Origin of the sequence: Microbulbifer pacificus (genome assembly GCF_033723955.1) — a bacterium.
GTDB classification, from domain to species: domain Bacteria; phylum Pseudomonadota; class Gammaproteobacteria; order Pseudomonadales; family Cellvibrionaceae; genus Microbulbifer; species Microbulbifer pacificus.
On sequence record NZ_CP137555.1, the window covers coordinates 864,451 to 886,514 of the forward strand.

General features: G+C 61.1%; 22 protein-coding genes. 8 read left to right on the forward strand and 14 right to left on the reverse strand.

The features are described from left to right. Positions 1-84 precede the first annotated feature (84 nt). The 9 genes from R5R33_RS03910 to R5R33_RS03950 form a co-directional block, all read right to left on the reverse strand. Positions 85-585 carry a hypothetical protein gene (locus R5R33_RS03910; RefSeq protein ID WP_318954738.1) on the reverse strand — a complete coding sequence of 167 codons (501 nt, stop codon included), beginning with the start codon at positions 583-585 and terminating at the stop codon, positions 85-87. A gap of 86 nt (positions 586-671) precedes the next feature. After that, positions 672-1,385, reverse strand: a complete 714-nt coding sequence (locus tag R5R33_RS03915; protein ID WP_318954739.1) for a polysaccharide deacetylase family protein — start codon at positions 1,383-1,385, stop codon at positions 672-674. Positions 1,386-1,548: 163 nt separating this feature from the next. Continuing rightward, a complete protein-coding gene (locus R5R33_RS03920; RefSeq protein ID WP_318954740.1) occupies positions 1,549-2,928 on the reverse strand; it encodes an ATP-binding protein in 1,380 nt (459 codons plus the stop codon). A 4-nt stretch (positions 2,929-2,932) separates the two neighbouring features. Next, positions 2,933-3,607, reverse strand: coding sequence for a response regulator transcription factor (locus R5R33_RS03925; RefSeq protein WP_318954741.1), 675 nt, complete (start codon positions 3,605-3,607; stop codon positions 2,933-2,935). 46 nt (positions 3,608-3,653) lie between these two features. Further along, positions 3,654-4,055: a PepSY domain-containing protein gene (locus tag R5R33_RS03930; RefSeq protein ID WP_318954742.1), complete on the reverse strand. Its 402-nt coding sequence runs from the start codon at positions 4,053-4,055 to the stop codon at positions 3,654-3,656. A gap of 73 nt (positions 4,056-4,128) precedes the next feature. Beyond that, positions 4,129-4,710: a glycine zipper 2TM domain-containing protein gene (locus R5R33_RS03935; protein ID WP_318954743.1), complete on the reverse strand. Its 582-nt coding sequence runs from the start codon at positions 4,708-4,710 to the stop codon at positions 4,129-4,131. A 45-nt stretch (positions 4,711-4,755) separates the two neighbouring features. After that, positions 4,756-5,013 carry a cation:dicarboxylate symporter family transporter gene (locus R5R33_RS03940; RefSeq protein ID WP_318954744.1) on the reverse strand — a complete coding sequence of 86 codons (258 nt, stop codon included), beginning with the start codon at positions 5,011-5,013 and terminating at the stop codon, positions 4,756-4,758. A 9-nt stretch (positions 5,014-5,022) separates the two neighbouring features. After that, positions 5,023-5,400 (reverse strand): TlpA family protein disulfide reductase, encoded by a 378-nt coding sequence (locus tag R5R33_RS03945; protein ID WP_318954745.1) that lies wholly within the window; start codon positions 5,398-5,400, stop codon positions 5,023-5,025. 73 nt (positions 5,401-5,473) lie between these two features. After that, positions 5,474-6,835, reverse strand: a complete 1,362-nt coding sequence (locus tag R5R33_RS03950; protein WP_318954746.1) for a YihY family inner membrane protein — start codon at positions 6,833-6,835, stop codon at positions 5,474-5,476. A gap of 159 nt (positions 6,836-6,994) precedes the next feature. Between R5R33_RS03950 and arsC the strand changes: the two genes are divergently transcribed. The 8 genes from arsC to R5R33_RS03990 all read left to right on the forward strand — a co-directional run bounded on the left by arsC (position 6,995) and on the right by R5R33_RS03990 (position 15,403). Further along, complete coding sequence (gene arsC, locus R5R33_RS03955) at positions 6,995-7,339, forward strand: arsenate reductase (glutaredoxin) (protein WP_318954747.1); 345 nt, start codon at positions 6,995-6,997, stop codon at positions 7,337-7,339. Beyond that, the gene (wrbA, locus tag R5R33_RS03960; protein WP_318954748.1) at positions 7,339-7,947 is read left to right on the forward strand and encodes an NAD(P)H:quinone oxidoreductase; all 609 of its coding nucleotides are present in this window, start codon (positions 7,339-7,341) and stop codon (positions 7,945-7,947) included. The genes arsC and wrbA overlap by 1 nt, the downstream gene beginning before the upstream one ends. Positions 7,948-7,949: 2 nt before the next feature. Next, on the forward strand, positions 7,950-8,333 hold the full coding sequence (locus R5R33_RS03965) for a DUF2069 domain-containing protein (protein ID WP_318954749.1): 384 nt from the start codon (positions 7,950-7,952) through the stop codon (positions 8,331-8,333). A 55-nt stretch (positions 8,334-8,388) separates the two neighbouring features. Then, a complete protein-coding gene (sppA, locus tag R5R33_RS03970; protein ID WP_318954750.1) occupies positions 8,389-10,257 on the forward strand; it encodes a signal peptide peptidase SppA in 1,869 nt (622 codons plus the stop codon). A gap of 205 nt (positions 10,258-10,462) precedes the next feature. Continuing rightward, positions 10,463-11,200 (forward strand): glycine zipper 2TM domain-containing protein, encoded by a 738-nt coding sequence (locus tag R5R33_RS03975; protein WP_318954751.1) that lies wholly within the window; start codon positions 10,463-10,465, stop codon positions 11,198-11,200. 282 nt (positions 11,201-11,482) lie between these two features. Then, the gene (locus R5R33_RS03980) at positions 11,483-12,361 is read left to right on the forward strand and encodes an HAD-IIB family hydrolase (RefSeq protein ID WP_318954752.1); all 879 of its coding nucleotides are present in this window, start codon (positions 11,483-11,485) and stop codon (positions 12,359-12,361) included. 10 nt (positions 12,362-12,371) lie between these two features. Further along, the gene (locus R5R33_RS03985; RefSeq protein ID WP_318954753.1) at positions 12,372-13,595 is read left to right on the forward strand and encodes a glycosyltransferase family protein; all 1,224 of its coding nucleotides are present in this window, start codon (positions 12,372-12,374) and stop codon (positions 13,593-13,595) included. Between the two features lie 53 nt (positions 13,596-13,648). Continuing rightward, a complete protein-coding gene (locus R5R33_RS03990; RefSeq protein ID WP_318954754.1) occupies positions 13,649-15,403 on the forward strand; it encodes an alpha-amylase family glycosyl hydrolase in 1,755 nt (584 codons plus the stop codon). A gap of 4 nt (positions 15,404-15,407) precedes the next feature. Here R5R33_RS03990 and R5R33_RS03995 read toward each other — a convergent pair whose 3' ends face one another. The 5 genes from R5R33_RS03995 to R5R33_RS04015 all read right to left on the reverse strand — a co-directional run bounded on the left by R5R33_RS03995 (position 15,408) and on the right by R5R33_RS04015 (position 22,025). Further along, positions 15,408-16,601: an MFS transporter gene (locus tag R5R33_RS03995; protein ID WP_318954755.1), complete on the reverse strand. Its 1,194-nt coding sequence runs from the start codon at positions 16,599-16,601 to the stop codon at positions 15,408-15,410. A gap of 41 nt (positions 16,602-16,642) precedes the next feature. Beyond that, positions 16,643-17,899: an MFS transporter gene (locus tag R5R33_RS04000; RefSeq protein ID WP_318954756.1), complete on the reverse strand. Its 1,257-nt coding sequence runs from the start codon at positions 17,897-17,899 to the stop codon at positions 16,643-16,645. A gap of 83 nt (positions 17,900-17,982) precedes the next feature. Next, positions 17,983-20,052 carry a transglutaminase TgpA family protein gene (locus tag R5R33_RS04005; RefSeq protein WP_318954757.1) on the reverse strand — a complete coding sequence of 690 codons (2,070 nt, stop codon included), beginning with the start codon at positions 20,050-20,052 and terminating at the stop codon, positions 17,983-17,985. Further along, complete coding sequence (locus tag R5R33_RS04010; RefSeq protein WP_318954758.1) at positions 20,049-21,068, reverse strand: DUF58 domain-containing protein; 1,020 nt, start codon at positions 21,066-21,068, stop codon at positions 20,049-20,051. Before R5R33_RS04010 ends, R5R33_RS04005 begins: the two co-directional genes overlap by 4 nt. 45 nt (positions 21,069-21,113) lie before the next feature. Further along, the gene (locus tag R5R33_RS04015; protein ID WP_318954759.1) at positions 21,114-22,025 is read right to left on the reverse strand and encodes an AAA family ATPase; all 912 of its coding nucleotides are present in this window, start codon (positions 22,023-22,025) and stop codon (positions 21,114-21,116) included. Positions 22,026-22,064 lie beyond the last annotated feature (39 nt).

A 22,064-nucleotide genomic window follows, 5' to 3' on the forward strand; every position in this document is an offset into this window, starting at 1 on the left:
AGCAGCGCCATTCCAAGTATTGGCATGCAAGGGCACAGTCAAACTGAAACGAAAAACAAATGGGGCCACCCAATTATTAAAATATCACTCCAACGAAACAAATACCGGATGCTCAGGAACAATTAACACTTTACCAATGGTGTCAATATCATCTATGTTGCCAACCTTCCGATAGCCATTTTCAGAACTACAACTCAACCTGGAATATTTTTTCTGCAATTCCCCTCCGCCGTATTCAACACCTGACATATCAACCCATCCATCATTAGTTTCCCGCAATTTGTATATTGGCAAACGGAGAGTTGGCACTTTGGAAATAACATTCCATTTACCAGAATCGGCACTCAAGACCAGCAAGGTACAACCTCCGCTCCCGCACCAGTCACCAGTTAAAAAAACAAGAGCCTCATCATCACCATCATTATTTAAATCTTCGAAACCAATAGAGTACACAGTCCCGGAAGCAACGCCGTACTCTTTTAATGAATTAGCCACCTCAACATCACGACCTTTATCACCTGCGTTATTCTTTGCAACAAGGGAGGCGAATAAAAATATACATATAAACACAGATAAAATACGCATCAGAAAAATCCCATCAACGCTAGCACATTGCTTCCATAGTTAACGTCGGACTGACCCTGCACCAGCCCCACATTCCCGCACAAAAATTACAACTGCTGCCGCGCCTGCTCCTGTTTCAGTTGCGCCACTGCTTCCTGCATCGTAGCCACCCAATAGCGGTCCGGGTGTGCCGCCAGGTGGTCCAGCAGCGCGCGATGTGACTCGGACGAAACGCTAATGTAATCACCGCCCACGCCGTGAAACATAAAGCTCACCAGGCTGCGGCCTTCCCGCGCCGCTTCCACTACGGCGATCAGTTCCTCTGCGGTTTTTTCGGCACCGTCGAAGGACGCCAACCGGTAAAAGTCGCCATCACTTATCGGATGCTGGCCGTCCGCGGAAAACAGCCGCGCCGCCGGCACCAGTTTTTTCAACTCCGGTATCACGTCCTCACCGCCCGCGGTCATGTCGCCGCAGGGATAGGCGAAGGTGTGCTGTTCCCGACCATCAATGGCCTTGAGCATACTGTTGGTGGCCTGTACCTCGTCCACAAACTGTTCCAGGGTGTACTGATCCAGGTCCTGCCAGGGTTTGACCCAGCTGCGATTGGACAGGGATTTGCGGCAGGGGTGGTAAAGCATGTGGTTGCCGAGCTCGTGCCCATGCTGGGCGGCACGGCGCCACTCGTGCAGGCGCATTCGGATGGAGGGACGCGCACCGCTGAGGTAAAAAGTTCCGGGAAGTTTGCGCTCGTTCAGCTGCGGAATAGCGATATCGAGGTGGGAGTCCAGGGCATCGTCGTAGGTGAGGACCACAGCCACTTCGGCACCGCCAGGCCAGGGAGAATGCTTTTCGGTGGCAATCGCGGGCGCGATTAATATCCATGCGAAAATCGCGAGCAATACGGACTTTCGAGCGCGGAGAAACCTCCTGAGTGGTCGAAAAAACATAAAACATCCCTTTTTATTTTTGCGTTTTATCCGGTTACAGCGCGACCCGCAGGGTGAGGCCTCCGAGATCTGCATCATCCCGTTCGGGCGGTGGCACTATGGCAATCTTGCCGTGGTAACTCTCCACAATATCCACCACAACCGCAAGGCCGATGCCCTGCCCCTGCTGTTGCTGGTCCGCGCGCACTCCACGCTGGACCACCTGTCGCCACTGCTCCTCAGTGAGCCCCGGACCGTTGTCGGCGATGATCATTTCCAGCCCGCGCTGGTCACCGGTGTTGGCAATTTTTGCCAGCAGCTTGCCGCCGCCGTATTTGTAACCGTTGTCCAGCAGGTTGCCGAGCATTTCCATCAGGTCGCCCTCGTCGCCGTAGAACAGCACCGCGTCGTCACACAGCAACTCTGCATCCACGTGCTTGTGGCGGTACACCTTGTCCAGCGCGGTGAGCAGTTTCTCCGCGATGGGCTGCACTGCCACCCCGCGCAGGATGGATTTGGGTGAGCCGGCCACCGCGCGCTTCAGCTGGTAACTGATGATGCCGTCCATGCGCTGCACCTGTTCCGCCAGCGCCGCCTGTGCGGACTGCGGGTCGGACGCCAGGTCCATGCCTTTCAATACCGCCAGTGGGGTTTTCAGGCTGTGGGCGAGATCGCCGAGGGTATGGCGGGTTTTATCCCGCTGGCGGCGCTCGTTTTCGATCAGCAGGTTGAGGTTATCGGTGAGCGGTACCAGCTCCCGCGGGAAGTTGCCCTGCAGGGTGTCACTGCCACCCTGCTGCATCTCCTGCAGCGCGCGAGTCACACCGCGCAGCGGCGCCAGCCCCCAGCGCAGCACCAGCAGTTGTACCGCAATCAGCGCCAGCGCACCGATACCCAGCCAGCGCCACAGGGTATCGCTGAACTGTTCGACCTGTGCGTGCAGCGGCGCCGCATCTTCCAGAATGACGAAGGTGAATAGCAGTTCCCTGTCCTCCAGTGCCCAGGCGATGCCCTGGCGGAAACTGCTGTAGCGGGTGGCAATTCCCGGCAAGCGGATCTCGGCAAACGCCTGCTGCCCCTGGCGCAGCGGCAGCGGCAGCGGCATGGCGGAAAAATTGGGCAGGCTGACGGCGGACTGGGAGCGCCAGATCACCCGGCCGCGGGCATCCATCACCGCGCCGATCAGGCCGGAATCCGGCTGGTTGAAGCGCTGTTCACCAAGATTGAACGGCAAGTGCAGGCCGTCGCCATCCGGCTCCGCCACCACCAGCATGGTATAGATATACGCCTGTAGCTCGCGCGCCTTGGCCTCATCCAGGGAGGTGCGGTAGGCCCGCTCGAGCACCCCGGAGAGCACCACCAGAAATACCAGCAGTACTAGGGTGGCCATCAGCGAGAGACGGCCCGACAGGGAGTGCAGCCAGCGAGTAAGCAATGATTCAGCTCACCGCGGAAAAGCGATAGCCGCGCCCGCGCAGGGTCTCGATGGGTTTCACCCCGCCGGCAGCATCCAGTTTCTTGCGCAGGCGGCCGATAAACACCTCGATCACGTTGCTGTCGCGGTCGCAGTCCTGCTCGTAGATGTGTTCGGTAAGAGTGGTTTTCGACACCACTTCATCCGGGTGCAGCATCAGGTACTCGAGCACCTTGTACTCGAAGGAAGTGAGTTCCAGCTCACTGCCGGAGACCTTAACCCGCTGGGCACTGGTGTCCAGCTCGATGGGGCCGGCATTGATGGTGGGAGAGGAAAACCCTGCGGAGCGGCGCACCAGGGCATTCAGTCGCGCCAGCAGTTCCTCGGTGTGGAACGGCTTGGTGAGATAGTCGTCGCCGCCCGCTTCCAGGCCGCGCACCCGCTCCTGCCAGTGGCCTCGCGCGGTGAGGATCAGGATCGGAAAATGACGCCCTTCCTTGCGCAGGGTTTCGATCACGGCAATACCGTCAATTTTCGGCAGGCCGAGATCCATTACCGCCACGTCGTAGGGGTACTCGCGCCCGAGGTACAGGGCCTCTTCGCCGTCCGGGGCTTCGTCCACGGTGTAACCGGCCTTGCGCAGGGATGTCGCCAGCTGTTCCCGCAGGGCGAATTCGTCTTCCACCAGCAGTGCGCGCATAAAAATTCCTCTATTGCTTTTGTGTGGAGCGCCAACCCAGCCAGCGTCAGCCGGAGATCTGTCCGGTCTCTTTATCCACGTACACCACATAGACCTGGCTTTTGTCGGAAAGTCCCTTGACCCGATACATGGTGCGGCCGTTGCGCTGCACTTCGCTGATTGCCAGGATCTTGCCACCGTAGCGGCGCTTTACCAGGGACGCCGCCTGATCGCGGGAAATCCCCTTGTTCTGCACGCGGACGGCAGCCAGCGGCTCCACCTTGCCGGCGTGGCGCTCAAGCTGGATCCGCGGCAGCGGATTCCGCTCCACATGGTGTCCTCCAACCTGCACACCACCGACTGCGGGCCCAGCGTACAACGGCGCGGCCAGCAGTGCCGCCAGCAGGCCGGTCACCAGTAGCATCGCCGCCTTTACCTTTGCGGCCCTGGGGGTAGCGGGAAGTATCACAATGCAGCTCCTGTTATTCCGAAAGCAGTGACCCGTGAATACCGGTGACTTTCTGTGATTTCCGTCATTGCCATCACAGTACCGGCGTCACATCTACGCGAACCCGGATTCTATCCCCAGGATGCTGGTTGGTGCGAATCAGAAATATCTGGCCGTTGTACTGGTAGTTCACATCGTAACCTACCAGCTCCCGGCGGGTGCTGACCTGATCCACCACCTGGCAGCGCTGTTCGGTGCCGTACTGTACCGGCGCGCTACCGCGACTGACGGCATTGCCGATCATCGCACCGACGGCAGCACCGGCCACCATACCGGCACCCTTGTTGCCAGAGTGATAGTGGCCGTGGCGGCCCCAGCCGTGACGGTAGCCGCGGGCGGCATCGCGGCCGACGGCTGCGCCGATCAGGCCACCGATGATGGTGCCGGCGGGGGACGGCTGTTGATAGGCAACGGTCTGGTCCCAGCACTGGGTGCGGGGCTCCACCACCTGGATGTCGTTGTAAATTGGGGTCACGGAAGTGACGGGGGCGTAATCATAGCCATCGTTCGGGTAGTAACCGCTATCGCCGGCGGCGACCTGGGCACTTACACCCAGCAGGCAGGCGGAGAGGCCGATCAGCCCCAGCTGTTTGCGAAGAATATGAATCTTGATCATGTTACGTGCTCCCTGAGACCCGGATCGGGCGTCTTTCTCTGGTTTTTACAACCTATGGGAGCACTTTAGGGCGGGTTGCCTGAATCTTTCCTGAACTGGGGGGAACTTTTGGCCCGCCATACACGGATGTCGGTGGCTCAGGCCGGCGCGGCCGTTCTGGCCGATGGTCGCGCCAAAGGACGCGGAGAAGCTGGCGATGGCGGGGGAAACTTTCAGCTCGTCGATCTGGGTGTCCACATTCAGCGGGATGATCGCCGCACTGGAGCGGGAACTGAAAGCGAACACCAGCGGCAGCACGTTCACCGCTAACGTTTATTGCTGTACTTGCGCCACGGCCGCGGCAAGTGATTCCGCCGTTTGCGGGCCTACCAGGGTGCGCCGCCACTGACCGCTGGCGTCGATGATAAATGTGGAGGGCAGTACTTGCGGCACGGGCTGGCCCCAGCGGCCTTCCGGGGCGTTGGCCAGCAAAGGGAATTCGATGGCAAATTTCTCCGCCTGCTGCTTAACCTGCCCCGCCGGCAGCTGATCGAAATTGATCCCGAGCACCATGACTTTGTCACCGTGCGCGCGATAAAAGGCATTCAGCTCGGGGATTTCCAACCGGCATGGCGCACACCATTCGGCCCAGTAGTTCACCAGCAGAATCTTGCCCTCGGTGTGCAGAGATTTACCGTCGATAGACTGCAAGCCGCCGCTGCGGCTTTCACACCCGCCAACCAAAAACGCGGTGAGCAACAGCAGGATGAACGGGGCAAAACGATTAAGAGCTGGTGGTGCGGCTCGAAGATTTGGCGCGGGCATTGCGGCTGCTTCCTTTGCTGGCAGGCTTGTTATCGTTGCTGTTATTTTCCGGTGCGGGCAACTCCCTGGTTTCCGCTAGCGGCTCCACGGACTTCTCCAGCAGCTCCTTCGCCATGGACTCACGAAACAGATCCCCGAGACTCTGGGAGAGATGCGCGTGTGAGAAATCGCGCGCTTCACGGAAGCGCGCATCGACGTCGCGATACCAAGGGCGCACCTGCAGTTCGCGGTGGCCGCTCTCCGGCAGCGGCGCCGGGTGCAGCCAGTCGAGCATCTGCTCGAGGGTGACGGAGTCCAGATCCCGCACCAGCACATGTTCGTTGCGGTCGGTCTGCGCGATCACCTTGTTGGCTTGCAGGATTTCGCGGATACGCCGCCACTGTGCGGGGCGGATGCCCGCGCGGGAAATATCCTGCTCGCTCACCGGCAGGCCCTTCTGGTAATTGCTGAAAAATTTCGACATCAGCACCAGCGTTGCCACCAGATCGGAATAATTGCGCCCCTGCGCGGCGGCGTGGTACGCGGACAGGGTCCGCACCAGCACACAGCCCGCCAGCACAATCATCCACATGGTGTAGATCCAGATCAGAAACATCGGCACAAACGCAAAGGCACCGTAAATCGCCTGCACCGAGCTGCGCGACACGATCAACCCGAACAGGTACTTGGCCGCCTCAAACGCTATCGCGGTAATCACACCACCGGCGAGCCCGTGGCGCAGTGGCACCCGGCAATTGGGTACCGCCACAAACAGCAGGGTGAAGGCGATGGCAGTAAAAATGAAAGGCAGCACCCGCAACACACTCGGCAACAGGCCGAGACTGTCGTTCTGGGCGAGTACCTTTTGCGAAAACAGGTAGGTCGTGGCCGCCATGCCCGCGCCCAGCAGGATCGGCCCCAGGCTCAAAATGGCCCAGTACAACAGGAAACTGGAAACCCCCTTGCGCCCCCTGGGAATATCCCAGATGGCATTGAAGGTGGTCTCGATGTTTTTCAGCAGGAAACCCGCGGTGAGCAGCAGCATGGCGATACCCGCACCGGTCAATCGCTGGGCCTGCACGGAAAAGTTGTTGATGTACTCCTGCACCTCGCGACCGCTCTCCGGCACGAAGTGGGAAAAGATCTGTTGCTGGATTTTGTTCTCGAGCCCGGCAAAATCCGGAAACAGCGACAGCATGGCGTAGCTCACTGTCACCAGCGGCACTATCGCAAACAGCGTCATATAGGTAAGCGCGGCGGCGTTCTGCCGGCAGTTTTTTTCGTTGAATACCGTCCACAATGAGGTAAAGAAGCGACGCCAGCGATGCACCATTTCAGTCATGGGTCTTCTCAGTTTGTTATATAGCGGCCACCCCAGGAATTTCCGATGAATCCTGCGGGGAAAACCGGTCAATTTGTCCAGAAAGTACGCCATACCTCAGCGTAGACGACCAACAGCAGGCTGTTAGAATACGCCAAACCTTAACAGGATACCCCTTCGATGTGGACGATCTACCATAACCCCCGCTGTTCAAAATCCCGCCAGACCCTGCAGCTGCTGCAGGAAAACCAGATTGAACCGGACGTGGTGCTCTACCTGGAAACCCCGCCGGATGCCGCCACCCTGAAATCCCTGCTGAAAAAACTCGGCATCAGTGCCCGCGACCTGCTGCGCAAGGGTGAAGACGCGTACAAGGAACTGAACCTCGGCGACGCCAGCCTGGAAGAAGACGCGTTGATCGCCGCCATGGTGGCACACCCGAAACTGATCGAGCGCCCGATTGTGGTCAAAGGCGAGACCGCCGTACTGGGCCGACCGCCGGAAAATGTGCTGGAGCTTCTGTGATGGATTCTGCGATGGCCTCCGAGCCCTACGTGCTCATCCTGTATTACAGCCGCAGCGGCGCCACCGCCAAAATGGCCGCGGAACTGGCCCGCGGTGTGGAAGAAGCCGGTATCAGCGCCCGCCTGCGCACCGTGCCGCCGGTCTCCCCGGACACCGAAGCCAGCCTGCCGCCGGTGCCCGACAGCGGCGCGCCCTACTGCACCGCCGATGACCTGCGCCACTGTGCCGGCCTGCTGCTCGGCAGTCCCACCCGCTTTGGCAATATGGCCGCGCCGCTGCGATATTTCCTCGACCAGACCAGTGATATGTGGCTCGACGGCAGCCTTACCGGCAAACCCGCCGCCGTCTTCACATCCACCGGCAGCCTGCACGGCGGCCAGGAGAGCACCCTCATCTCGATGATGCTGCCACTGCTGCATCACGGCATGCTTATCGCCGGCATCCCCTATTCCGAAGCCGCGCTCATGCACACCACCACCGGTGGCACCCCCTACGGAGCCTCTCACTGGGCCAGTGGCAACAACGGCGAACTGAGCAACGACGAAACCACCCTGTGCCGCGCCCTCGGCGCCCGCGTCGGCAAACTTGCGCAGAAGCTGGGAGATTGAACGTGGCGAAAAAAACCAAGGTAATCGACACCGCACAAGTAGCGCGCAAACTGGAAATTGCCAGAACGCTCAACTGGGTCTGCTACGCCGGCCTGCTGGTACTGTTCGCGGTATGGAACCTGTTTCTGGACGGCTCCGTGAAATGGTGGCTGCTGCAGACCGTCCCCTTGCTGCTGGTTCTGCCGGGCATGTGGAAGCGCCAACAGCGCAGCTATTTGTGGCTGTGTTTTATCCTGCTGCTGTACATCACCGCCGGTATCGTCGACGTAATGATGCCTACACGCGGCTGGCAGCATGGCGTGCTGACCGCCCTGAGCCTTATCCTGTTTGTTTCCGCGATGATGACCAGCCGCTGGCAGGTGCAATTGCAGAACGCCCAGTATTAAAACAGACCGATAACAAGCCAGAATTAAAAAAGACCGACAACAAGGAGTTTCAGGTTTGACTGAATCAACACCTCGCCGCGGACCAATCCGCCGCATCTTCGGCGCCATCGGCGGTGCCATTACCTGGCTGCGCCGGGTGTTTACCAACCTGCTGTTCCTGTTGTTGCTGCTGTTTATCGGCATGGCAATTTTCGGTGGTGAAGAGCGCATCACCGTTCCCCAGGGCGGCGCACTCAAGGTCGCCCCAAGCGGATTCCTGGTGGATGAGCTGACCCAGCCCAGCGGCGTTCCGGCGTTTATCGGCGGCCCATCTGCGCCACAGGAAACCCGTGTCAAAGACCTGGTCGACGCCATCGACCACGCCGCCGGTGACACCCGCATCGCCGCACTGGTACTGGAACTCGACTACCTCGGTGGTGCCAGCCTCAGCAAACTCGAAGAAGTCGGCGAGGCCATCCAGCGCTTCAAAGCCAGCGAAAAGCCTGTCTATGCCATCGGCGACAACTTCACCCAGGGGCAGTATTTCCTCGCCAGCTATGCCGACAAGGTGTACATGAACCCCATGGGGTCGCTGCTGCTCACCGGCTTCGGCAGCTATCGCAACTACTACAAGAGCGCGCTCGACAAACTGAAGGTCAATTTCCACGTCTTCCGCGTGGGGGATTACAAAGACTTTATCGAGCCCTACACCCGCGATGACATGTCCCCCGCCTCCCGGGAAAACAACAGCCGCTGGCTGCACCAGCTGTGGAGTGAGTACACCGAACAGGTCACCGGCCTGCGCAACCTGCCGCCGGAATCCATCGACAACTACATTGCCGACATGCCCAATCAATTGCGCGCCGAAGGCGGCAGCTGGGCCGATGCCGCGCTGGCCAACAAGTTCGTCGACAAACTGCTCAGCCGCCGCGCCGCCATCGCCGAAGTGCAGGAACTGGTGGGTGTCGACGACGCCGACAAGACCCAGTACAAGTCCATCGACGTCATGGATTACCTGCGCCACACCAAGCTGGCGAACCTGCCGGACCCACGTCAGCACAATGACAAGATCGGCCTGATCAGTGCCGCCGGCGCCATCCTCGACGGCGACGCGCCCGCGGGCGAGATCGGCAGCAATACCCTCGGCAAGTTGATTGCCGAAGCGCGGGAAAAGAAGGTCAAAGCCTTGGTACTGCGCATCGACAGCCCCGGTGGCTCGGCCTTCGCCTCCGAAGCCATCCGCCAGGAACTGCTCGCAACCCGCGAGGCCGGCATTCCGGTGATCATTTCCATGGGCAGTGTCGCGGCCTCCGGCGGCTACTGGATTGCCGCCGGCGGTGACCGCATCTGGGCATCCCCCTCCACCATCACCGGTTCCATCGGCGTGTTCGGCGCCTTCCCCACCTTCGAGGAATCCCTCGAACACCTGGGCGTGTATAACGACGGCGTCGGTACCACCGCGCTGGCGGGCACCATGCGCATCGACCGCGCACTGCCGGAAGCCGCCGCGGACATCCTGCAGCAGGGCGTGGAGCACACCTACACGCAGTTCCTGCAGCTGGTAGCGGCAGCCCGCAACAGCACCCCACAGGAAATTCACAAGCTCGCCCAGGGGCAGGTGTGGACCGGCCGCATGGCCCACGAACTGGGGCTGGTGGATGAACTGGGCAACCTGAAGGACGCCATTGCCGACGCCGCGCAGATCGCCAAGCTGGACAAATACGACGTAGTGGAAATCCAGCGTGAACTGACCCCGAGCGAAAAACTGATGCGCGCCCTGGCAGAAAACGTCGACGCGAAAATCGCCGCAAGTGTGGAGCAGAACCTGCCGCTGGGCGCCTGGTTCAGCAGCCTGCAGCCGGCACTGCAGCCGCTGAAGGAGCTGAAAACCTTCAAAGACCCCCGCGCGCTATACGTACGCTGCATGAGCTGTGTAGCGCCCTGATTCCTCCATACCCGTGCCCGTTGGTCGCAATTCCTGCGTGCTAGCGGGCGCCTCTCCTGCCCTGCCCCTCGGTATCCCCACATTCCTCCACCTTTTGTGATCAGGAACGTAGACCGATTCACTTACGGTTCAGAAGGCGATTGATAGTATTCACGCCATAACGGAAACCATATCAAAAGTAAGTAACCGTCACGGGAACCGAACAATGAAAGCACTCTCTACCGCCGTCGCCGCCCTGCTGTGTGGCAGCCTGTCGATGTCACTGTATGCCGATCCGCCCGAAGGCCGCGGCTGGAAGAAGCACGACAAGCACCACAAACACGAGCAGAAAGAAGTGTATTGGGACGGTAACTGCCGGGTCGAACGCAAGTGGAACGACCGCGGCGATTACAAAGAGGAGCGCACCTGCCGGGCCCCGCGCTACGCAGATAACCACCATCACCACGACGGCGGCGTACGTGTTGTGGTCCTGCCACCGTGGTTCAACCAGCAGGTGCAGGAACCGGAGTACCGTCCGGAATGGCGCCCCACCGCGCAGACATCGGGTACCAGCTGTGGCAATAACAAGGTGAGCAGCGTGCTCGGCGGCCTCATCGGCGGCGTGATCGGCCACCAGGTCGGCAGTGGTCGCGGCAACACTGCGGCGACTATCGGCGGCGCCATCGCCGGTGTGCTGATTGGCGGCGAAGTGGGCCGCCGTATGGACCAGAGCAACCAGGCCTGTATCGCCCAGGCGCTGGAATTCGCCCCCGAGGGCGAAAGCATCAGCTGGCAGAATGCGCAGGGCGGTGAAAACTACACCGTGGTCCCTGGCGCGGTTGAACAGCGTGGCGATCAATATTGCCGCTCTTACACCGCGGGCTATGACGTCAGCGGGGATTCCCGCAGCACCCAGGCGGTCGCCTGTCGCCAACCGAATGGAACCTGGGTTCGCGCCAACTGATGTAAACCCTGTGCCGCCGGCCCAGCGCCGGCGGCATATCGCGCTCGCGATTTACCCCCACAGAACATCCCAACCGACAGGCGCACCAGCTTGGTGCAACACTTTCGCTCCCGCCCAATCCGCTCCCCACATTGAAGCGCTAAAGCACAAAGCGGGCGCCAATCCGACCTGCGCAGGCACCGCCGTGGCTCACTTTTCCGCGACTGGCACTATTTTTGGATTAGCTAACGATAACGACGCACACATTTACAGCGTCGACAGTGAATCAACACACGGATAAGAATGACGAAAGTAATGCAGCCTCGGGCGCAATGGCTTGTCGCCACCGACCTGGACGGCACACTTCTCGACCACTACAGCTATTCCCACAGCGCCGCAGACCGCACCCTGCAGCAGCTGGAAGCCGCCGGTATCCCGGTCATTCTGAACAGCAGTAAAACCCGCGATGAAATGCTGGCACTGCGGGACTCCCTGCACAACCGCCACCCGTTCATCAGCGAAAATGGCTCGGCGATCTTTATTCCCCAGGGCTATTTCCCGGAGAGACCGGAATGCGCCCGCGATGAGTTGGGTTACTGGGTGCTGGAGCCCGGTGCAACCCGCCGCAGTATTCTCGATTTCCTCCGCCACGACAGCGACAGCTATAGCGCGCCCTACCTCAATTTTGCCAACGCCTCCGCGGCAGAAATTGTCGCCGCCACCGGGCTCACCCTCGCGCAAGCGGAAAAGGCCAACCGGCGGGATTACTCCGAGCCGCTGCTGTGGCAGGGTGACGAAACGCAGAAACACGCATTTATTGAGCGCGCCAACGCCGCCGGGTTCGCGACCCTGCAAGGCGGACGCTTCCTGCATCTTCTGGGACAGACCGACAAGGGTGCTGCGACGACGTTGCTTAAACAGATCTACCAGCACTACAGCGAGCGCACGTGTTGCCTCATTGCCAGCGGCGACGGTCCCAACGACCTCGACATGCTGAGCGTCGCGGACATCGCCATTATCGTGCGCTCACCCGCACACCCACCGCCCCATCCATCAAAACAATTGGCACACCACCCCGATGTCATCATCAGCCGCAACATCGGCCCCCAGGGCTGGGCGGAGGCGATACAGGAAATTTTCTCCCGTCCTGAGCAGAGCGGGTATTTATCGAACGCAAAATAGGAAGCACAACGTGACCGACTTTTTCCAGAATGGCGACATCACGACCCTGCACAACCTGTCCAACCGCAGCCTCGAAGATATGGAAGCGGACCTGATCCGCTTTTCGCAACAGCGCCCCATGTCACTGCTGCTGCCCTCGCTCTACTCGGAACTCGAAGGCGAGGCGCTGCCGCGAATTCTCGAAATTCTCGCCGAAGTACCCTACCTCTCGGAGATCGTAATCGGCCTCGACCGCGCCGATGAATCCCAGTACCGCGATGCGCTCAAACAGTTCAGTGTACTGCCGCAGCATGTGCGGGTGCTGTGGAACGACGGCCCGCGCCTGCGCGAACTGGACGCACAGCTGCAGCGCGACGGCCTCGCCCCCAAAGAGGCTGGCAAGGGCCGCAACGTTTGGTATTGCCTCGGCTACATCCTCGCCTCCCGCCGCGGTGAGGCCATCGCGCTGCACGACTGTGACATCGTCACCTACGACCGCATGATGCTGGCGCGCCTGTTCTACCCGGTGGCCAACCCCAACTTCAATTACGAATTCTGCAAAGGCTATTACTCCCGGGTAGCCAACGGAAAAATCAACGGTCGCGTGTGCCGTTTGCTGGTTACGCCACTGATCCGCACCCTGAAAAAAATCTACGGCCACACCGCATACCTCGAGTACATGGACAGCTTCCGCTACTCCCTCGCCGGGGAGTTTTCCTTCCGCCGCGATGTAATCAACGACCTGCGCATTCCCAGCGACTGGGGGCTGGAAATTGGCGTACTGTCGGAGATGCACCGCAACTATTCCACCAACCGACTGTGCCAGGTGGACATCGCCCACGCCTACGACCACAAACACCAGGACGTGTCCTTCGATGACGAGCACGGTGGCCTGTCGAAAATGTCCATCGATATCGCCAAATCCTTTTTTCGCAAACTGGCCACCCAGGGCACGGTGTTCTCCTCGGAGACCTTCCGCAGTATCAAGGCCACTTACTTTCGCGTTGCGCTGGATTTTGTCGAGACCTATCGCAACGACGCCATCATCAATGGCCTGAATTTTGATATCCATAAGGAAGAACAGACCGTGGAGCTGTTCGCCAGCAACCTGGTGAAGGCGGGACAGGCATTTCTGGAGAACCCGATGGAAACGCCGTTCATTCCCAGCTGGAACCGCATTACCAGTGCGGAGCCGGAATTCCTGAAACAGCTGAAGCAGGCCGTGGAAGCGGACTACGAGGAATACAACGTCTGACCCACGCACATTCACCAATCGCAGAATAAATTTGGCTCGGACCGGGGGAAACCATGCACCAGAGCAGCGCACCACTGCCCATCAGGGAGATACTCCAGCAGAAGGTGGTGGACCACCTCAAATTCATTTACCCGCAGCTGGAAGTTGAGCCCATCGCCAATGAGCTGGCTCGACTCATGCGCCTGGACGAGGACTGCCAGAGTCCGCTGGCCCACAAAAACCTGTGGGACCAGACGGATATCGCGGTCATCACCTACGGCAACAGTATCCTCAACGACAACCAGCCGCCGCTGAAAACCTTGCACCATTTTCTGCAGTCGCATTTCCCGATGCTGATCAACACGGTGCACATACTGCCGTTTTTCCCCTACACCAGTGACGATGGTTTTGCGGTCTCCGCCTACAAGCAGGTGGACCCGAGCCTGGGAGACTGGAGTGATATCCTGCGCATCAGCACGGACTTTCACCTGATGGCGGATCTGGTCATCAACCACTGTTCCGCCCAGCACGACTGGTTTATCAACTACCAGCAGGGCGCCGATCCCGGCAGTGATTTTTTTGTGGAGATGGACCCGGAGGAGGATCTCAGCAAGGTGGTGCGCCCGCGGATTACCCCACTGCTGCGCGCCACCACCACCCCCACCGGCACCAAGCATGTCTGGTGCACCTTCGGTCACGACCAGATAGATCTCAATTTCGCCAATCCAAAAGTGCTGGCGAAAATCGTCGATATCATCCGCCTTTATCTGGATATGGGCGTGCGGATTTTCCGCCTGGATGCGGTGGCGTTCATCTGGAAAAAGCTCGGCACCAACTGCCTGAACCTGGCGGAGACCCACGAGATCGTGCGCCTGCTGCGCACCCTGATCGAACATGCCAACCCCAACGCGGTGATCATTACCGAAACCAATATCCCCAACCGGGAAAACCTGTCGTATTTCGGCAACGCCAACGAGGCGCACTGCATTTACAACTTCTCGCTGCCGCCACTGCTGGTCAACACACTGGTTACCGGCAACTGCCGCTACCTGAAAAACTGGTTGATGGGCATGCCGCCGGCCCAGAACGGCACTACTTATTTCAATTTCATTGCGTCGCACGACGGCATCGGCCTGCGCCCGGTGGAGGGATTGCTGGATGACAGTGAGCAGCAGGCGCTGATCCAGACCATGGAGAATTTCGGCGGGCAGATTTCCTGGCGCGCGCTGGATGACGGCAGCAACAAACCCTACGAGATCAATATTTCACTGATCGATGCGCTCAAGGGCACCACCGCGGGGGAGGACGAATGGCAGCTGCAGCGCTTTGTCTGCGCCCATGCCATCATGCTGGCACTGGAGGGAATTCCCGCGTTTTACCTGCACAGCCTGGTGGGCACCACCAACGACTACGAGCGCATGAAGGAGCATGGCCACAACCGCGCGATCAATCGCCGCCAGTGGCAGGAACAGGAGCTTAACGAGAAGCTGGCAGACCCAGACAGCCATCACCATACGGTCTTCCAGCAATTGCGCCGGCTGATCCAGTTGCGCCGGGAGCAACCCGCGTTTCACCCCAACGCCACCCAGTTCACCCTGCACCTGGGAGATCAGATCTTCGCCTTCTGGCGCCAGAGCCAGGACCGCCGCCAGAGCATCTTCTGCCTCAACAACATCTCCGACCAGACGCAGACGGTATCCCTGAATGCCATCAATCTGATCGGCACCGACCAGTGGAAGGACCTGGTCAGCAACGCCATATTCGACGATATGCTGGCAACCTTGACGCTAAATCCCTATCAAACCCTGTGGATCAGTAATCGCTGGTAAGGCGTCAGGCCGCGGCTTCAGGTGCAGGCACCCTGCCCCAGCGTACTTCATTGCCCGCCTGGGGCAGCGCCGGAATATTCTGCGCGAGCAGCAGCGAACCTGCGGCCATGGCGGCGCCACACCAGAACACCGCCGCCGGCGACACCAGCCACATCAGGCCAAACGCCACCGGGATGATTACCGCGGCAATGTGATTGATGGTGAAGCTCACCGCCGCGGAGGAGGCGATATCCCGCTCGTCGACGATTTTCTGGAAGTAGGTCTTGATGGCGATGGCCATGGAGAAGAACAGGTGATCGACGATATAGAGCGCCGCCGCTGCGGTGGCCGTCTCCACCAGTGCATAGCCACCGAACACGATGATCAATCCCACGTATTCCAGCGTCAGCGCGCGGCGCTCGCCAAAACGCACGATAAAACGGCCGATTTTTGGTGCCAAGTACAGGTTCAGCAGGTGATTGGCGATAAACAGCTGGGCCACTTCCGCCACGCTGTAACCGAATTTTTCCACCATCAGAAAACCGGCGAACACCACGAAGATCTGGCGGCGCGCACCACCCATGAAGGTGAGTGCGTAGTACAGCCAGTAGCGCTTGCGCAGGATGATTTTCTTGTGCTGTACATGGGGCTGGGGAAAGGCGGGAAACGCGAACCACAGTGCCGCCACCAGTGCCATGGTGATACCGCCGCCGATCAGGTAAATCCAGGCGTAGTCCAGCTGCAGTTTTTCCGCCGCCAGCCACACCAGCCCGTAGGCCGCAAGCGAGGCAAAGGACCCGGCGGCCATAATGCGCCCGAGCCAGATGGCCGAGGTCTCTTTCGGCAGCCACTGCAGTGCCAGCGAGGTTTTCAGCGCTTCGTAATAGTGGAATCCCACAGACATCAACAGTGTGGTGCACAGCAACCCAATGGTGGACGGGAAGTAGCCGGTGATCGCCACCCCGGCGCCGGTGGCGATCAGCGAAATAAACGCAAGCCTCTGTTCCCGCACCAGCAACAACACAAACACCACGGTAAACGCGAGAAAGCCGGGGATTTCCCGCACACTCTGCAACAGCCCGATTTCCGCGCCGGTAAAGTTCGCGCGCTCGATCACAAAATTGTTCAGCAGTGCCTGCCATACGCCGAAGGAAAGCGGCATGGCCAGCGCCAGCAGCAACAGCAGGATTTCCGGGCGGCGCCATTGAAAGGAATTCATCATGGGATTCAGAGCTCGGCCAAGGGTTGTGTGTGAGAGTCTTATTCCGGGGTACTCGTCGTGCCACCGTGGAATTTCAGTCCGCGCAGCGCACCGCTGTACCAGGCAAGCGCAAATGCCAACAGGCTGAAGATACCCGCCCACAGCAGGGTGGTGAGCGGCGCGGAAAATTCACTGATCACCCCCGCGGCCAGTGCGCCGATGGCCGCGGAGCCGAACAGGGACAACTGGTAAATGGAGATGATGCGGCTGCGCACCTGCTCCGGCGCCAGCAACTGGACAATGGCGCGCCCGAGTCCGGCGGAGGCCGCAGCCACCGCACCCCAGCAGGCGCACAACAGCATCAAGCCGAAAGGCGTGGGGCCAAAGCTGATGGCGATCAGCAGCGCGGCGCTGTACAGCAGGCACATCAATACCCCGCGCCCGGGCTGATTACCCTGGCCGCGCCGCAACATGGCTACGGTGGCAACCACCGTTCCCACCACGAACGCAATCTGCAGCGTGGCGTAGTAGCTGGCACCGCGGTCGTAGCTGTCTGCCATCAATGGCAGCACCACCAGAAACACACCGATATGCACCAGGCCGTTGAACCCCACCAGCAGTACCAGCTCGAGAATTGCACGGCTCTTGCGCACTTCCGCAAACCCTTCCAGCAGCGCTGAGGGCAGCTTCTGCGAGGCCTGTCGCGGAGCGGGTCCGGAGTGACGCATGGAGAAAAAAAACAGTGCGGCAATGCCGAGGGTACACACCTGGATCAGTAGCAACGGCTCCGCGCCCCAGTGGTCAAAGCGACTGGCCAGCAACATCCCCACCGCCTGCCCGCCGTACTGGGCGAGCATCATCCAGGTCACGGTGTTCTGCACCCGCGCCTCGCTCAACTTGCCGGCGCCATCTCCCGGCTTGCGCGCACAGCGCTGCACCAGATTGTCCCGCGCCGGCTGCAGAAAAGCGGTACATACGCCGAGACTGACGCCGTAGGCGAGCAACAGCAGCAGGGTTGGCACCCGCTGCAGCAGCCAGATCGCCAGCAGTGCGTGACACAGGGCGAGCCCGGCACAGGACAGCGCCGCCACCCGCGCAGAGTCGAAGCGGTCGGCGAGAGCGCCGCCAAACAGCAGAAAAACCAGGTTCGGCAGCAGTACCGACGCCTGTACCCAGCCCAGCTGCAGGGCCGGCAGATCCATCAGCGAAACCGCAATCCACGGCAGCAGGATCACCTGCAGGCCGGTGGCCAGGGAGGTGCCGCTGTAGCCGAGAAGGAAGGTTCGCAGTCGTGCCGCCAGTGCGGGAAATACCATTACAGAATCCGGAAACGGGTTAGCGCGCTATCGCCAGTGCGGCGTTGCGAGCGGCCGAGGTCCGCTCGAAGCGGGCGCTATTGTCACACAGTTTGCGCGACTGCGGGGCGGGCCCGTCGCATGGGCCAGAAGCCCCGCAACAGGCGACGCAGCTGCCGTTCGGCCGCGGCACTGTCGCCATAGGCGGCGCGTTCATAGGCCAGGGTGATCTGGCGGGCCATGGGACCGAGGCGTGGCACTTCCCGCTCGATGCGGCGGGCGAAGTCCCCCGGTGCCTCACCGGGATTGCGGGCAACGCCGGCGCGTGCCATGCGCTGGCAGAAGCGCAGATAGAGCCGGCTCGCCGCCGGCAGCGCAGGGCCGCGGCTGCTGAGATGCAGCCACAGCAGCAGCGCCAATAGCGCCAAAACCACCGGGATACCCAGCAGCAGCGCCAGGCGCATCGGCGACACCTCGCCGAGCAGCCTTGTCAGCAGTCCCTGCTGCCGTTCCCGATCAAAACTCACCACCGTCTGGTACCAGCGGTAATTCACCATGTCCCACTGCAGGCGCAGGCGGGTGACGAAGGCAATCTTGTGCAGGGGCAGCAGTGCGTCCTGCATGAATTCCTCGGCGGCAGCACTCCGCAGCCCGTCGCGGATACGCTCCGGCGCCACCGCCGCAGTGGGGTCTACCCGGACCCAGCCGCGGCCCGGCAGCCAGATTTCCGCCCAGGCGTGGGCGTCGTACTGCCGCACCAGCAGATATTCCTGCTGCTCCACCCACTCACCGCCCTGGTAGCCGGCCACCACCCGCGCCGGCACCCCGGCCGCGCGCATGGTGAACACGTAACTGCTGGCAAAGTGCTCGCAGAAACCCTCGCGGGTGGCGAACAGGAATTCGTCCACACTGTCGCCACCGAGCGGAGGTGGGCGCAGGGTATAGGTGAAACTGCGGTGGTAGAGATCCAGCAGCGCCGCAGAAATCTGCTCGGCACTCATACCCTCGTCCAGGCGCGCCCGTGCCCAGGACCGCGCCTGCGGGTTACCGGAGCTCGGCAACTGCAGGTGGCGGCGAAGTTCCGCGCTGCTCAGTGGCTCGCTGCGGGCGAGGCTTTCCCGCGGCCACGAGCGCACGTCATAGGCGAGACGAGTGCTCACGGGCAGTCGGTATAGCAGCGTATCGTCCGCGGTGGCACGCACTCCCTTGGTTTCGGAATGGGGTCTGGCCAGCGCGAACAGCCAGGGGGTGTGGCTCGCCTCCTGAATCACCTGATAGCGATAACGCGGGCCCACCGCCGGCAGTGTGTGCTCACTTTCCGGTGCGTCGCCGTAATCCTGCGGGCGACCGCTGCGCCCGCGGCGCCAGCTGCCATAGCCCTGCCCGGAATCCGGTTCACTCCAGCGGCGCCCGTCGAAGTGGGTATACACCAACCCGCGCCAGTAGCGCTGCTCCGGGGGCGGCAGCGGTCCGTCAAAGGCAATACGCAGGGCGGGCTTGTCGGATTTCGACAGCTCGCTGAAATCCCCCGGGCTCATGGAATCGCTGATCCCGGTGGAGGCCTTGGCGCTGTTCTGCGGTACCGCCCACAGTGGACCGAGGCGCGGCATCACCACAAACAGGATCAGCATCACCGGCACCGCCTGCGCCAATAGCTTCAGCGACAGGCCCAGCGCCCGCCCGGGCCGCGCACTGCCCCTGCCCTGCTGCGCCGCCAACGCCGCGGTGATCAGCACCACACACAGCATGCCGTAGAGGGCAAACGGAATGGTCTGCTCGAACACGAACAGGGTGGCGGCGAGGAAATATGCCAGCATCAGGCTCAGCAGCGCGTCGCGCCGGCTGACCAGCTCGATGTTTTTCAGGGTGAACGACACCGCGAGCAGCGCCACCATGGGCTCCAGCGCAAACCAGCGACGGTAAGTGAGCGCCAGCCCCACAATCGCCAGCGACACCGCCAGCATTTTTACCAGGCGCCCGGGTATTTCGCGGCGACCGCGAAATACTTCGAGACGCCAGTAGACCGCCGCGGTCCAGGCGCCCAGCAGCCACAGCGGCAAATGGGAGAAATGGGGTAACAACACCGCCAGTTGCACGGCAAAGATCCACAGCAGACTCTCGCGCGGCAGCAGGGAATTGAGCTGGCTGTGGCCGTGATCGAAAGCGGGGCTCACTCGCGCACCCCCTGTATCGGGAACAGCGCCAGCAGGCCGAGCAGATGGGCTTTGTGCGCAGCGCCGAGATTCGGCGCCACACTCTGGCCCGGCAGACGCAGGCCGTAGGGTAGCTGGGCGCGCTCCGCCTCCAGTATCCAGGCGCAGAGATTGCTGAGGCGGGTTTCCACGTCGCGCCCCGCCAGCAGGTCCCAGTCGAGCCACAGGCGCACATCGCTGCCGGAGGCGTACTCCTTGCTGTAGAGATCGCGGCCACCGGCGTACTGCTTCCAGGCCACATGCCGCAGGGAATCACCGGGCTGATAGTGCTTGAGGCCGGCAAAGTCGTCACCACTCGCGGAGTGTGCAATCTCCTGTTCGCCATCACCGGCACTCGCCCCCAGCGGCAGTGGACCGGCGGATTTCGGCTGCGGGTAGACCAGGAACTCCACGTCCAGGTCCACCCAGCTCCAGCAGCGGAACAGTCCGAGCGGGAAACGGCTCTCCACCAGAATGCGCGGTGCGCGCACCCGGCCGCGCCGTACCAGTGGCAGGTCGAGGCGGATCTCGCGCCCGTCGCGCCCCTCGATCACGTCCAGCACCACGCCCTCCTCCGGCGGCCACGCAAGCCTGACCCGTTCGTGATGGCGCTTGCCGGTTTTAGTGAGGCCGAAGCGCGCCTCGCCGTAATCACCCGCGAACGCAGGTGCGGTTTCAAGCAATTGCAGTTTCAGGCCGGAAAGGTTGGCAAAGGTATGCACCGGCAACACGATGAAAAGACCAACCAGCAGAAATGTCAGGGCAAACACCAGGTTGTTTTCGTAGTTGGTGCCGAGCAGCCACAACAGCGCGATCAACAGCAGGAAGCCCATGCCGGCGAGGGTGGGAATGACGAAAAGTTTGCGGTGGTTGAGGATAACGCTGGTTGCCGCGGGAGCACGACGATCGAGCCAGCGAAGCCAGCGTGTGTGGAACAGACGCGGCCACGGCTTAGCGTTGTTAGCAGCGTCGCGGCTGGCGGATATTTTCCCGAGCACTCTACTTACACCCTGTTATCTGCCCATCCTGCACGCCGCCCGACGTCAGGCGGCGATGATGTCCACCTGGTGCATCATGCGCTCCACCAGTTGCGCGCCGTCGCCGCCATCACTCTGCAAGCGGTGACCTGCCACCGCCGGCAGTACCGCCTGCAGGTCCTCCGGCAACAGGTGACCGCGATTGTGAATCAGTGCCCAGGCGCGGGCGGCGTGCAGCAGCGCCAGGGCGCCGCGCGGCGACAGGCCGACGGCGCACTCGGGACTGTGACGACTGTGCTGCACCAGGCGCTCCAGGTAATCCAGCAGGGATTCCGACGCCTTCACTTGCCCCACAAGGGACTGCAGTTTGCGCAGTCCCTCACTGTTGATGCGCGGCTTGAGCTGGGCGAGCTGAGCACGCGGATCAATGCCCTGGAACAACGCGCGCTCGGCTTCCCTGGTGGGGTAGCCGAGACTGATACGCATCAGGAAGCGGTCGAGCTGGGATTCGGGCAGTACGAAGGTGCCGGACTGCTGCAGAGGATTCTGGGTGGCGATGACGAAGAAGGGTTCCGGTAGCGGACGGGTTTCACCATCGATACTGACCTGACGCTCTTCCATGGCCTCCAGCAGTGCGCTCTGGGTTTTGGGAGAGCTGCGGTTGATTTCGTCTGCCAGTAAAAGCTGACTGAAAACGGGACCTTCGTGAAAACGGAACTGCCCGGATTCGCGCTCAAAAACACTGACGCCGAGGATATCCGCCGGCAGCATGTCGCTGGTGAACTGGACCCGCTTGTAGGAGAGACCCAGGACCTGGGCAAGCGCGTGGGCCAAAGTTGTCTTGCCCATGCCCGGCAGATCTTCGATCAGCAGGTGGCCGCGGGCCAGCAGACAGGCCAGTGCGAGTTTTACCTGATGTTCCTTGCCCAGTAGGACTTTGCCGATATCGGCGACGATGGCGGAGATAATTTTTTGCACGGCAAATCCATTACTGCTCGGTTTTTCTTCACTGGCTAT